Below are 13,089 nucleotides of genomic sequence, written 5' to 3' on the forward strand. Positions count from 1 at the left end.
AAGAGAACCGCAATGAAACCGATGATGAAACCGCTGCTCAGCGTCGCCGCGCTGGCCGCCGCCCTGCACGCGCTGCCGGCCCAGGCCGCGGGCGAAGCCAAGAACGTGATCTTCTTCCTGGGCGACGGCATGGGCCCCACCACCGTCACCGCCTCGCGCATCTACAAATACGGCGAAGCCGGCAAGCTGAACATGGAACAGCTGTCCCGCACCGCCCGCGTCAAGACCTTCTCCAACGACGCGCAAACCACCGACAGCGCGCCGTCCATGTCCGCCTATATGACCGGCGTGAAGATGAACAACGAAGTCATCTCCATGTCCGCCGACACCCGCGCCATCGACCCCAATAGCAACGGCACCGGCAACTGCGGCAGCGGCAACGGCCAGCCGGCGGCCACCCTGCTGGAACTGGCCAAGGCCAAGGGCAAGGCCATCGGCGCGGTGACCACCACCCGCGTCACCCACGCCACCCCGGCTGCCACTTACTCCCACGTCTGCCACCGCGACGCCGAATCCGACATCGCCGCCCAGGCGGCGCCGGGCGGCGCCGGCTACAACGCCAAGCTGGGCGCCGGCCTGGACGTGCTGATGGGCGGCGGCAGCAAATTCTTCCTGCCCACCGCCTCCGGCGGCAAGCGCCCGGACGGCCGCAATCTGCTGACCGAAATGCAGGCCAAGGGCTACACCCTGGTGAGCAGCGGCAGCGAGCTGGCCGCCTTCAACCCGCAGTCCGGCAACAAACTGCTGGGCATCTTCAACAAGGACCACATGGACTATGAGCTGGACCGGGTGAAGAACAGCCTGAACCAGCCCAGCCTGGCCGACATGACCGCCAAGGCCATCGACACCCTGGCCCGCAACGGCAACGGCTATGTGCTGATGGTGGAAGGCGGCCGCATCGACCACGCGCTGCACGGCACCAACGCCAAGCGCGCGCTGGAAGACACCATCGCCTTCGACAACGCCATCAAGACCGCGCTGGCCAAGGTGGACCTGAACAACACCCTGATCGTGGTCACCGCGGACCATGACCACACCATGACCATCAACGGCTACGCCAAGCGCGGCAACCCCATCCACGACATCGTGCGCGGCTACGCCGACGGCAAGGAGTCCAAGGACGCGGACGGCGCCACTTACACCGCGCTGGTGTTCGGCAACGGCCCCAACCGCAAGGCCAGCCGCGTGTCGGTGGACTCCGCCACCGCGATGGGCGACGACTACCAGCAGGAAACCGGCATCCGCCTGTCCAGCGAAACCCACGGCGGCGGCGACGTGATGCTGATGTCCGGCGGCGCCGGCTCCAAGGGCTTCAAGGGCGTGATGGACAACACCAAGGTGTTCGGCCTGGTGAAAAGCGCGCTGGGCCTGTAAGAACCTGTTTACGATCTGCTGCGCGTCGTGAAGCGTTGCATGGTGAGTACCAGCTCAAAATGCTCATGTACCACGTGTACATTCCGCTTTTTCACTCATTTTCGCCTTGTCTCGCTCTAGCTCGTGAAATCGTAAACAGGCTCTAAACCCCCGCGCCGGCGCCGCTCCAGGCCCGGCGCGGCCGTCCCGGATGCACCCCATTCGGCTTGCCCACGGGCAAGCCTACTTTTACGCATGAAGAAAGACCGCGATGAAAATCCTGCTGCCGCTGGCCCTGCTGGCCCTGTCCCCGGCGCTGCGCGCCGCCGCGCCGGATCTGGTGGCCACCATCCGCTACGAAACCGTCACCATCGGCAAGGACGGCGTGGAAAAAACCATACGCTATCGGGAAAAACTGACCCGCCAGGGCAAGCACGTCTGGCGCGAACGGCTGAACGCCCCCGCCGACGACCACGATCACGACGACGGCCACGGCCATGAGGACGGCCACGACCACATCGACTACGCCGCCGCCAGCCGCCACGTCTGGCTGGACGCCAAAGGCCAGCCGCGGCTGGAGTTCGCCCTGCCGCAACAGCGGCTGCTGGTGCAAGTGGGCCAGCGCGAATGGAGCGACGTGGGCTTCGACGGCTCCTGGATCCTGGCCAGCCAGCTGGTGGACATCGAAAAACTGAAAGGCTTCACCGTCAGCCCCGGCGCGGACGGCAGCCGCTGGTATCGCAAAACCGCCAAGGGCCACAGCAAGCAATTGCAATGGAGCGCGCGCTGGGCGATGCCGCTGCGGGTGGAATCGCGTTCGCAGGACGGCCGCCATCGCGAAAGCATGCGCGTGGAGATCCGCCCGCTGGCCGCCGGCCAGCCGCTGCCCTGGGCGCAAACCGGGCGGCTGCGCGGCAAGGACTATATGGACACGCTGGACTGAGCCCTTGCCCGCGCCGTCCTTCCGGGCCAGGCATCCTGGCCTTGGAGTCCGTTCGCGGTCCGCTGCGCGCGGCGCAGCGCGCCATGCGAGCAAGCCGCTTTCCCAAGCGGCCTCGCCCTAGCTCGCGGGAGCGTGAACGCGCTCCAGCAGCTGGCAGGGCCAGCCGTCCACATCGAATGCGGCGATGCGTTCATAACCGCAGGACTCGTAAAAACGCGCCAGGGCCCCCGTGCCCCCGCCATAGCAATCCACGCGCAAGCGCTTGACGCCGGCCAGCCTCGCCTGTTCGTCCGCGAAAGCCATCAAACGCCGGCCGACGCCCCGCGCGCCGGAGCGGCGGGAGGCGACCAGCAAGCGCACGTAGATTTCGGGCTCCGTCGCGGCCGGCGCATAGGGCATGGCCTCCCCCAGCACCAGGGCGGCCAACACGGCGCCGCCTTCCTCCTCCGCCACCCACGCTCCCGGCAGCGAGCACGCCTCGACCACCCGCTCCACTTGTCGCGGCTGGCTTGACCACGGCTCGCTTCCCCATTGCTCCGCGTTGCCCATGGCGACGAACCAGGTGATGATTTCATCGAAAATTTTCAATACCGCGGGCGCGTCGGCCGCGCTCGCGCGGCGGATGATCAGCCCGTTCCACTCCACATTCGCCATCTGGCCGTCCTTCCCTGAATGCCCGTCAAGCGGGAGGCGGCTTCTCCGCCTCAAGTCCCGTTCTTAAACGCCTGCTCAAAGCCTCGCGCACAAGGGCGAGACAAGGCAAAACAAGCGAAAAAACGAAGTGTACAAGAGGCAATGAGCATGTTGAGCTTGTTCGCCGTATCGCCGACGCGCAGCAGATCGTAAACAGGTTCTAAGGCAACACCCCCAGCAGGGACCACAGCCGCCGCGCCTCGGCGTCGCTGTCTATCAGCTCCGCCAGCAGCTCCCGCAAAGGCTTCTCCCCCCACTCCACCGCGCGGTAGATCAGATAGGGCACCGGGCTGTGCGGCTCGGTGCGCGCCAGATAATCGGCGATGCCGCGCAGCTGGCGGTAAGCGTCCTCCCGCCCCTGCGGCTCGCGCTGGGCGAAAACGGGCGCGGACGCCGGCGGCGGCGCGCCGTGGCCGGATTCGGCCAGGACCGGCGGCGCGGCGGCCTCGGCCTGGTCGACGGCGGCGGCTTCCGGCTCCGGCGGCGGGCCGGGATGCAGGATGGCCAGCTCCTGCAAGGCTTGCGCCGCCTGCTCCAGCGTCTGGCTCAAGGGCGCGTAGGACGGCGCGTCCGCGCCCATGCGTTCGTCGCACCAGCTCTGCAGCCGCGCCAGCCATTGCCGGCTGCGCGCCAGCGCGCCGCGGCTCTCCTCCAGCGCGGCCGGCGGCAGCGCGCGCACCCAGTCGTTCAGCTTCTGCTGCTCGTGGCGCGCCTGTTCGCGCTCCAGCTTGCCCTCGTCGCCGCCGGCCAGCAGCCGGCGGTTGAGGTCCTGCCACTGCCGCAGGGTCAGCGGCTGCCGCTCCTGCGGCGGCGGCGCGTTCAGCAAGGGCACCTGGGCCGCCAGCGTGGCGGCGTAGGTTTTGGCCAGCCATTCCAGCGGGCCGGTGCGAAAGCTCAGATCGTCTTGCTGCGGCAAGGGGTGCAGGCTGTCCCAGTACTGCTCGCAGCACTGCGCGCTCAACGCCAGCGCCGCTTCCAGGCCGGGCAGGCCCAGCAGGTGCAGCCAGGATTCCCCCAGCCAGCCGGCCACCATCAAATCCTTGCTGCGCTCGGCCAGCAGCGCGGAGGCGAGGCGCTCCACGCCGGACCAGTCCGCGCGTTTCAAATCGCTTTCCCAGATGCCGGCGGGCAGGCTGGGATCGTCCTCGCGCCGCAGTTCGCGCAGTTGGTCGTATTCCGGCGCGTAGCGCAGCGGCTCGCCGCCGGGATTGTCCGCGGCGATGGGTTGCAACAGGGTTTCCAGACGCGACATGGCGCTCATGGCCGTTTCCTCAAGGTGTTCAAAGCGCGCATCAGCTGCCCTCTATCGCGGCCAGCCGCGGATTGGCGGCCGCGCGGAACGGCGACGGCGGCGCGGCGTACGGCAGGCTGGCCACGGCCAGGCCGCTCTTGCCGCCCGGCGCCTGCAAGGTCAGCCGCAAAAACATCTGCGCGTCGCCGTTGCCCAGCAAGGCCGGGTTGCGCACCGGCAGCGCCAGCATCAGGCCCACGTCGTTGACGCCTTCCACGCTATTGGTGCGCAGCGGCGAATTGTTCTCGCGCAATAAGCGCAGCAAGCCCCATTGTCCGCCGTAGTTCCAGCTGGCCAGCCGGTCGAACACGGTCAGCCCGCTTTGCGTCGAATCCTCCACCGGCGCCTGTTGCGATTCCTTGGCCCAGCGCAGGGTCGCCGTCACCGGCTGGCCGATGTTCCAGTGCAGGCGCTGGCCGTCGCCGCCGGGGTAGCGCAGGCGCTGGCCGCCGCTGGCCAGCGTCCATTCGATCACCTGGTCCGCCGCCTGTTCGTGTTCGCGGTCGGTGCGCCAGCGCACTTCCACGTCCACGCCCTGCCACGGCCCGCCGCCCTCGCGGGCGAACATCGGGCCCAGCCAGGCGCGCGCCGCCTTGGCCGCGTCCAGGAAGCGCCGCGCCGCCTGGGCCTGGCCGGACTTGAGGTCCTGCAGGCCGGCGGCCGCCAGCCCGCCGCTGTCGTCCATCAGGCGCATGAATTCCGCCACCCGCTCCGGCGCGGCGTCCGGCGCCGCCAGCTTGGCGGCGAAGGGGAAGCGGTTGGCCAGGTATTGATTGAAGAAGGCGCTCAGCTTCTGGTAGGCGGCGGCGCCGGCCTGGGTGCGCAGCGCGCCGCAGCGGTCGCTGGCCAGGCTGACCAGGGTCTGGGCGCGGTCGGAGAAAACGTTGCCGGCGGCCGGCAGCTCCACCTGGTCCAGCACCGCGCGGCAATTGCCCACGTCCATCTCGTTGAAATCCTTGACGATCATGGTTTCCAGCACCGCCGGCGCGCTGTTGGCGGCCTTTTCCTTGTAGTGGCGCAGTTCGACGGCGGCGCTTTGCCAGCGTTGCTGCAATTGCTGGTCGCTGACCGGCAACGAGGATTTGTGCGAGGCCAGCCAGCTCAGCGCCGGCGCCTGGGCCTGGGTCAGATTGCCCACCAGCTCCAGCTGCGCGCCCAGGTATTGCTGCAGCTCGCGCGCGCCGCCGGCGCGGAAGGCGCGGGCGCCGGCGTTGCGCGAGCCGTCCCACCAGCGGAAGCTGCCCTGCAGCGGCTGGTACAAGCCCAGCCCTTGCAGGCTGCGCTCCGCGTGGCGCAAGGATTGCAGCGCGCGCCGGTCCATCTCGCGCAGCACGCTGTCGCGGAAGGCGGGCTGGGCCAGTTCGTCCAGCGCCGCCAGCACCGGGGTGGCGGCCTTGGCCTGGGCGTCGAAGGCGTTGCCCTCGTCGATGGAACCGCCGTTCAGGCCAACCGACGGCTCGGCGCGGCGGCTGCTCAGGGCGGCCCACATCGCCCGCGCCGCGCTGTCCTGCAAGGCGCGTTCCAGGCCCTTGCGGTAGGCCGGCGGCATCTGGCCGGCGCTGCCGGCCAGGTATTTCTGGTAGCCGTCGTAATGACGCAGCGCCGCCGTCATGGCGTCGGCGTCCATATTCGCCAGCCCGCCCGCCGTCGGGCCGCTTTCGCCCTGCGCCCGCGCGCTGGCGACGAAATCCTGCTTCAGCAGCGAGGCCAGGGTCACGTTCAGCTTGAGCACCTGGTCCTGCAGCTCCAGGCCGCCGGACGGCCCTTGCGCCAGCAGCGCCGAGCTGGCGCCCACGCCGCCCAGCCAGCGCTTGCGGAATTCCTGGCGCGCCACCGCGGAATGGTCCACCACCCGCGCCACCGCGTCGCGCCCTATCAGGCTGGAGCGGCGCGCGCCGTCCAGCATCGCGCTGTAGCCGGGCACCAGGTCCTGGCCGGCGGCGCGGCTCCAGGCGCTGTTGGTGGCGTTGACCAGGCTTTGCAGCAGGCCGATGTGGCCGGCCACGCTGTCCAGTTCCGGCAAGGAGTTGCCTTGGCCGGACTCCAGCATCAGCAGCTGTTTCTGCAATTGCTGGGCGGTGAGGTCGAAGGTTTGATTGGTGTAGAGCTGGCCGAGCCAGGCTTGCATCAGGCCGCTGAAGTGTTCGCCCACCTGCGGCCGGATCTTGGAGAGGTCGATCGGCGCGGCCACCAGTTGATCGCTGGACAGCAGGATGCGGCGCAGATTGTCGCGCTGGGCGTTCTGCGGCGCGCGCAGGCTGAGGCCGAACAGGCCGTTGGCCAGCTCCGCCGCCTCGTCCAGCGTGGTGTTGCCGTCGCGCACCGCGTGGTTGAACTGGTTGACGCGCTGTTCCAGCTTGACCGCGTCGCCGGCCAGTTGCCGCGCCAGCAGATAGGCCGGCCATTTCTCCGGCGCGGCGGTGTCGTCGCTGACGCTGTCCGCGCCGGCCTCGCCCAAGCGCCGCACTTGTTCGGCGTCGCGCAGCAGCCGCTGTTGCAAGGGCAGCATCACCGAGCGGCGCAGCGCGTATTCGATGGTGTCGTCGATGCGGCCGTCCACCGGGGACATCAGCGAGGTGGGCAGCAGCAAGGTGCCGAAACGGCGCGAGGGCGCGTCCTTGAGCGCGCGCCAGAAGGCGGCGACGCTTTGCCGCGCCGCCGCGTCGTTGCCCAGTTCCGGCCGCGGCCCGCCGCGGTCCAGTTGCAGAATGCGCAGCTGGCGGCCCAGCGCGTCGGCGTCGTCGGTGGCCGCGTGCCAGTACCAGCTGATGCCGGCCAGCCACAGGGCGGCGAACAAGCCCATGCCGGCCAGGGTCCAGCGGTGCCAGCGCTGGCGCAGCCGCAGGATGCGCGGCACCGGCTGGGCCAGGCCCTGCTCCGCCAGCACCCGCTGGCGCAGCAGCCGGCCGGCGAACAGGGGCAGCGCCGGCGGCGCGACGGTTTCTTCCAGATCATCCTGTGGCGCGGCCTGGGCGCCGGTGAAGTAGATGCCGCGCAATTGCGGCGCCTCGCCCAGCGCGTTGCCGCGGAACACCGGATCGCACAGCGCCTGCAGATTGGCGCGCACCGCCTCGAAGCTGCGCGGCAGCAGGTACAGATCCGTGGACACGCCGCCTTGCAGGGCGCCGAATTCGGCTATGGTTTCGCTCAGGGTCAGCCGCAGCCGCGTCAAGGCCTGTTCTATCCAGTCGGATTGATAGGCGGCGCTGGCGGCGTAGGGCGAGGACCAGCCCAGCATCGCGTCGCGCGCTTCGCGCGGCAGCGCCTGCGCCAGCTCCAGGAAGCCCGGCGCCTGCTCGGTCTCGGTCACCACCAGATAGATGGGCAGGCTCAGGCCCAGCCGTCTTTGCAGATCGGAAAACTTCTTGGCCGCGGCCAGACCGGCGCTGACCGCCAGGTGCTCGCTCCACAGCTGGCCGGCGGACACGGTCCAGATCAGCGCGTCCAGCGGCCGCGCGGCGCGGCTGCGCAAGAGCACGCCCAAGAGCCGCCGCCAGGCCGACAGCGGCGCCAGCGCGCCTTCCGGATGGCTGAACATATCGTCCGGAATCACCAGCACCGCGCCGTCCCCGCCGTACCACCAGCGGCCGAACCAATTGGCCTCGCCCTCGCTCTTCAACTGCAGCGAGGCGCACAAGGCCTCCACATTGCGCACCCGGTCGCCCACCGCCAGCACCCAGGGGGTCTGGTAGCGGTCTTCCGCGCCGATCTCGCGCTCGAAGCGGCGCACCGAGCCGCGGAAGCTGCGCCGCGCCGGATCGGCCTCGCGCCGCAGCCACCAGATCAGCGCCGCCAGCGCCAGCAGGATCAACAGGGTCAGCAGCACAATGCCGGCTAGGGTCTGTATCGTCATTTGCTCTGCCCGTCCCCGTCCGCCCCGCGGTACAGCATGGGCTCCACCCGCGACACGATGTCGTGCCAGAACGCGTGCCCCACCACCGACATGCCCACCAGGATGGCGGCCACGCCCACGGCCAGCCGGAAGCCGTCCGGCAGCATGCGCCGCACCGTCAGCCGCAGCGGCGGCACATTGCTGCTGCGCTCCAGCGCCGGCGCCAGGCTGCGGATGTCGGCGTCGCGCTGGTAGGCGAAGGCGAACAGCTCGCGCCGCCATTCCTCGTGCTGGGCCAGCCCGCCCGGCCCGCGCAGCCGGCCGTAGAAACCCAGGGTCAGCGTTTGCAGGCAGACATTGGCCAGATCGCGCCCGGCCGGATCGCGCTCGCGCAAGACCCGCTCGATCAGCGCCGGCACCTTGTCGCCGGCGGCGCGGCTGCCAAACAGCCGCTGCTCCAGCGGCGTGGCCTGCCACAGGCTCTGCCCCGGCCAGTCCTCGAACAACAGCCGCTCGTCTATCAGCGCGACGAACAGATACTGCAAGGCCTCGATCTGGCTCTGCCCGGCCGCGCCCACGCGCGCGCCGGCGGCGCGGCTCAAGCGCCGCGCCAGCAGCCCGCCCTGCTCGGCCGCCAGTTCGGCGGCGGTTTCGGCCTTGTGGCCGCCGCCGGCCAGTTCCCGGAACACTTGCAGCCATTCGGCGTAAGCGTCTTCGAAAGTGGCGCTCAGCGGCGCTTGCGCCAGCGCCCCCAGCGGCTGGGACAGCGCGCTATCCAGCATGGCGTTCTCCATCGGCGTCCTCGCGCGGGTCCGCGACGAAGAGCAGCGCCTCCCATGGCTCCAGCGCCGCGCCGCCGGCCGGCAGCGTCATCCTCAGCGGCTGATCCGCTTGCAGCCAGTCGCCGTTGGCCAGCACGGCGAACAGCCGGGTGTCGTCGCCCACGCTGTAAGCCACTTGTTCGGCGCGGTCCAGCGGCTGGAAGGACAAGCCGCGCATGCGCTGGCGCGCCAGCGTGGCCACATGGGATTCGGAGGCGATGATGGCCTGGCCCAGCCATTGCTGAGCGGCGGAATCCGGCGCGCCGCCGGGCATGCGCAGGCCCACGATCAAGCGCCCGCTGTCGCGCGCGGCCTCCGGCAATACGATCCAGAAACCTTCTTCGTCGCGGTTGAACGGCAGGCTGCGGTAACCGGCGCGCACCCGGTCCAGCGCGGCGGACAACCAGTTCAGCAGCGGCTCGTAGCTGGCCAGCAGTTCCTGGTAGTTGAAGGCCGGGAACATCGGCGCGCCGGCGCCCGGGTCCAGCGCGGTCAGCGAGCCGGCCATGCCGGCCAGCAGGCCGAACAGGGCGGCCGGATGGGCGGCGCGGCTGCCCAGCGCGGCTTCCGTCTCCGGCAGCCGCGCCCACAGCGCCGCCAGCTGGCGGCGGATTTCGTCGATGTCGTCGTCCTTGCCGGCCTCCTTGGCCTGGCGCAGACGTCCGCTGAGGAAGACGCATTTTTCGCGCGCCTTGGCGCACAGCGCCGCCACCTTGCGCCCCAGCAGGCTGTCCGGCAGCAGCCGCGGCGACGGCGGCGCGTAGGCGCGGCGGGCAAAGCCGCCGCCTTGCTGGGCGATGCGCAACAGCGGCAGGCAGATCATGTCGGCGCGTTCGGCCTCGGTGACCAGGCGGATGTCCGGCCGCCACAGCGTCAGGCTGGCCGGGTTCTCCCCGCTGCTCAAATCCGGCACCGCCTCGCTGTTTTCCGAGCGGAAACGCCCGGCGGCCGGGTCCAGCCGGCCGGCGCGCCACAGGGGCGGCAAAGCCAGGTAAACCGTCACCGTGCGGCCCGGCGCCTCCGCCGCGGCGGCCGTCACGTCGCAGCTGAGCGCCGCGCCGTCGCCGGCGTCGAAGCGCAGCGGCAAGCCGTCCGGCAACACCGCCTCCAGCGCGGACACCCGCGCCACGCCGCCGGCCAGCGCCGCCTCGTCCAGCTCCAGCTCCAGCACGCCCCAATACAGCGGCTGGGCCGCCGCCGCCAGCGCCGCGGACACCCCGTCCGCCCTCAGCGCCTGCCATTGAAAATGCTGGGGCAGCAACTGCATCCCCTCGTACCAACACACCGCCTGTGGCACTGCTTTCAAACCGCTCTCCCCCCGCTACGGCTCCATCAGCCGCATATTCTTGCTTTCAAAGCGCAGCCAGACCTTCTTGCGCGCGTCCAGGCTCAGCCGGTGCATGCCCGGTCCGGCGTAGCTGGCGTACACCAGCAGGCCGGCCGCGGATTCGCCCCGTATCGGCACGTCCTCGGTTTCCAGATGCTGGCCCGGCACCAGCTCCAGCTCCCATACCTTGAGATCCGCCGGGTAGTCGCGCAGCAGCTGCTCGCGCTGCTCAAACCACTTGGCCGCCGGCAGCCCCAGCAGCAGCTTGTACAGCTCCGGGTCCTTGGCGGCGACGAAGTCCACCGCCAGCGGCGTGTCGTCGTTGGCCATGCTGACCACGTCCAGCGTGGCCGCCTGCAATTTGACCGAGGGGCCGAAGCCCAGCGACGAGCACCCGCCCAAGCCCAAAGCCAAACCACAGAACAGCCCAGCCAGATACCCGTTGCGCATCCGCATCACCCCGACGCCATTATCCATTGCAAATAATATTGGCAAAAAAACGCCGACAGTTCTATAGGAATTGTTAAGCCATGGTCATTGAAAAATGCAAGTTGCAAGCATTTGTCAGCAAAAAGGGCTTCCATACGACGGCTTGAGCCGGCTTCAATGGAAAAGAACGACCAGGCCCGGCCGGGCAACAATGGTCTGACAATCATGCAGTTTCGCCCAAGCGGACCGGATACGCGGCCCGCCGTCGGCGTCCCCAGCTTCCCAACCGATCGAGGTCTGTTATGGCAGAGAGCACACAGCACAAGCTGGACCGGATTCGTCCGCCCCGCGTGCAAATCACGTATGACGTGGAAATCGGCAACGCCCTGGAAAAACGGGAGCTGCCGCTGGTGGTAGGCATCATGGCGGACCTGGCCGGCAAGCAGGAGCAGCCGCTGCCCAAGCTCAGCGAGCGCCGCTTCGTGGAGATAGACCGCGACAACTTCAACGCCGTGCTGGCCTCGCTGACGCCGCGCGTCACCGCCCAGGTGGACAACGCGCTGTCCGACGACGGCAGCAAGCTCAATGTGGAGCTGAAGTTCAACCACTTCGACGACTTCGACCCGGTCAACATCGTCAAGCAAGTCACCCCGCTGCGCCGGCTGTACGAGGCGCGCCAGAAGCTGCGCGACTTGCTGACCAAGCTGGACGGCAACGACGAATTGGACAAGCTCTTGCAGGACGTGGTGGCCAACACCGAGGAACTGCAAAAGATCAAGAGCGCCCGCCCGGAGGCCCCGGCCGCCGCGGAAGCCGCGCCGGCGCCGGACGCGCCGCCGGCCGCCTGACGCCCCGCCCGACCCCCTGATACCGGAGACATCTCATGGCTAAGACCCAAGCCGAAGCGCCCAGCGGCGACGCCGCCTCGCTGTCGCTGCTGGACCGCATCATCCAGGAAGGCCGCATGGCCCACGACGACATCCAGCAGGAGTACGCCAAGGACCTGCTGTCCGAATTCGCCACCCAGGTGTTGGACGAAGGCATGGCCATCGACAAAGACACCGTGGCCATGATCAACCACCGCATCGCCATCATCGACCAATTGCTGAGCAAGCAGCTCAACAACATCCTGCACCACCCGGACGTGCAGAAAATGGAAGCCTCCTGGCGCGGCCTGCACTTCCTGGTGATGAACACCGAAACCAGCAGCCGCCTGAAGCTGCGCCTGCTCAACGCCACCAAGGACGAGCTGCAGAACGATCTGGAAAAAGCGGTGGAATTCGACCAGAGCGCGCTGTTCAAGAAGATTTACGAGGAAGAGTACGGCACCTTCGGCGGCCACCCCATCAGCCTGCTGATCGGCGATTACGAGTTTGGCCGCCATCCGCAGGACGTGGCGCTGCTGGAAAAGCTGTCCAATGTGGCCGCCGCCGCGCACGCGCCGCTGATCTCCGCCGCCAGCCCGCGCCTGTTCGACATGAGCAGCTTCACCGAACTGGCGGTGCCGCGCGACCTGTCCAAGGCTTTTGAAAGCGCCGAGTTGATCAAATGGCGCTCCTTCCGCGCCAGCGAGGACTCCCGCTACGTCAGCCTGGTGCTGCCGCACATCCTGCTGCGCCTGCCCTACGGCCCGGACACCAAGCCCACCGAAGGCATGAACTACGTGGAAGACGTCAACGGCACCGACCACGGCAAATACCTGTGGGGCAACGCCGCCTACGCGCTGGGCCAGCGCATCACCGACGCCTTCGCCAAATACGGCTGGTGCGCGGCAATCCGCGGCGTGGAAGGCGGCGGCGCGGTGGAAGGCCTGCCGGCCCACACCTTCGGCACCGTGTCCGGCGACATCGCGCTCAAATGCCCGACCGAGATCGCCATCACCGACCGCCGCGAGAAAGAACTGGACGGCCTGGGCTTCATCGCGCTGTGTCACAAGAAAAACACCGATCTGGCGGTGTTCTTCGGCGGCCAGAGCGCCAACCAGCCCAAGGTCTACAACACCAACGCCGCCAACGCCAACGCGCGCATCTCCGCGATGCTGCCCTATGTGCTGGCCGCCTCGCGCTTCGCCCACTACATCAAGGTGATCATGCGCGACAAGATCGGCAGCTTCCTGACCCGCGACAATGTGGAAACCTATCTGAACAACTGGATAGCGGACTACGTGCTGGTCAACGACAACGCGCCGCAGGAAGTGAAGGCCCAGTACCCGCTGCGCGAAGCGCGGGTGGACGTGACCGAAGTGCCGGGCAAGCCCGGCGCCTACCGCGCCACCGTCTTCCTGCGCCCGCACTTCCAGCTGGAAGAGCTGACCGCGTCCATCCGCCTGGTGGCGGAGCTGCCGCCGCCGGCCGCCGCCTGACGCCACACCAAGGGCCCGCCGCGCGGCGGGCCTGAACC

10 protein-coding genes are annotated in these 13,089 nt (G+C 68.8%); 4 read left to right on the forward strand and 6 right to left on the reverse strand.

Features of this window, described 5'->3' with window-relative positions:
• Window positions 1–12: 12 nt before the first annotated feature.
• Both DB032_RS12470 and DB032_RS12475 read left to right on the forward strand, forming a co-directional pair.
• Window positions 13–1,374 (forward strand): alkaline phosphatase, encoded by a 1,362-nt coding sequence (locus DB032_RS12470; RefSeq protein ID WP_233246697.1) that lies wholly within the window; start codon window positions 13–15, stop codon window positions 1,372–1,374.
• 250 nt (window positions 1,375–1,624) lie between these two features.
• The gene (locus tag DB032_RS12475) at window positions 1,625–2,296 is read left to right on the forward strand and encodes a hypothetical protein (protein ID WP_107799783.1); all 672 of its coding nucleotides are present in this window, start codon (window positions 1,625–1,627) and stop codon (window positions 2,294–2,296) included.
• Between the two features lie 117 nt (window positions 2,297–2,413).
• Here DB032_RS12475 and DB032_RS12480 read toward each other — a convergent pair whose 3' ends face one another.
• From DB032_RS12480 to DB032_RS12505, 6 genes are all read right to left on the reverse strand, one after another.
• Entirely contained in the window at window positions 2,414–2,950 is a 537-nt protein-coding gene (locus DB032_RS12480; protein ID WP_107799784.1) for a GNAT family N-acetyltransferase, read from the reverse strand.
• A 199-nt stretch (window positions 2,951–3,149) separates the two neighbouring features.
• Window positions 3,150–4,250, reverse strand: a complete 1,101-nt coding sequence (tssA, locus tag DB032_RS12485) for a type VI secretion system protein TssA (RefSeq protein ID WP_107799785.1) — start codon at window positions 4,248–4,250, stop codon at window positions 3,150–3,152.
• Between the two features lie 31 nt (window positions 4,251–4,281).
• Window positions 4,282–8,133 carry a type VI secretion protein IcmF/TssM N-terminal domain-containing protein gene (locus tag DB032_RS12490; protein ID WP_107799786.1) on the reverse strand — a complete coding sequence of 1,284 codons (3,852 nt, stop codon included), beginning with the start codon at window positions 8,131–8,133 and terminating at the stop codon, window positions 4,282–4,284.
• On the reverse strand, window positions 8,130–8,894 hold the full coding sequence (locus tag DB032_RS12495) for a DotU family type IV/VI secretion system protein (RefSeq protein ID WP_107799787.1): 765 nt from the start codon (window positions 8,892–8,894) through the stop codon (window positions 8,130–8,132). Before DB032_RS12495 ends, DB032_RS12490 begins: the two co-directional genes overlap by 4 nt.
• Window positions 8,884–10,230, reverse strand: a complete 1,347-nt coding sequence (gene tssK, locus DB032_RS12500; RefSeq protein WP_233246788.1) for a type VI secretion system baseplate subunit TssK — start codon at window positions 10,228–10,230, stop codon at window positions 8,884–8,886. Before tssK ends, DB032_RS12495 begins: the two co-directional genes overlap by 11 nt.
• Before the next feature lie 24 nt (window positions 10,231–10,254).
• Window positions 10,255–10,710: a hypothetical protein gene (locus tag DB032_RS12505; RefSeq protein WP_199225884.1), complete on the reverse strand. Its 456-nt coding sequence runs from the start codon at window positions 10,708–10,710 to the stop codon at window positions 10,255–10,257.
• Window positions 10,711–10,991: 281 nt separating this feature from the next.
• Here DB032_RS12505 and tssB point away from each other — a divergent pair, with 281 nt between their 5' ends.
• The gene (gene tssB / locus DB032_RS12510) at window positions 10,992–11,537 is read left to right on the forward strand and encodes a type VI secretion system contractile sheath small subunit (RefSeq protein WP_081545015.1); all 546 of its coding nucleotides are present in this window, start codon (window positions 10,992–10,994) and stop codon (window positions 11,535–11,537) included.
• A gap of 35 nt (window positions 11,538–11,572) precedes the next feature.
• Window positions 11,573–13,051, forward strand: coding sequence for a type VI secretion system contractile sheath large subunit (gene tssC / locus DB032_RS12515; RefSeq protein WP_081545014.1), 1,479 nt, complete (start codon window positions 11,573–11,575; stop codon window positions 13,049–13,051).
• Window positions 13,052–13,089 lie beyond the last annotated feature (38 nt).

Source organism: Chromobacterium sp. Panama, from assembly GCF_003052555.1.
Lineage (GTDB): Bacteria > Pseudomonadota > Gammaproteobacteria > Burkholderiales > Chromobacteriaceae > Chromobacterium.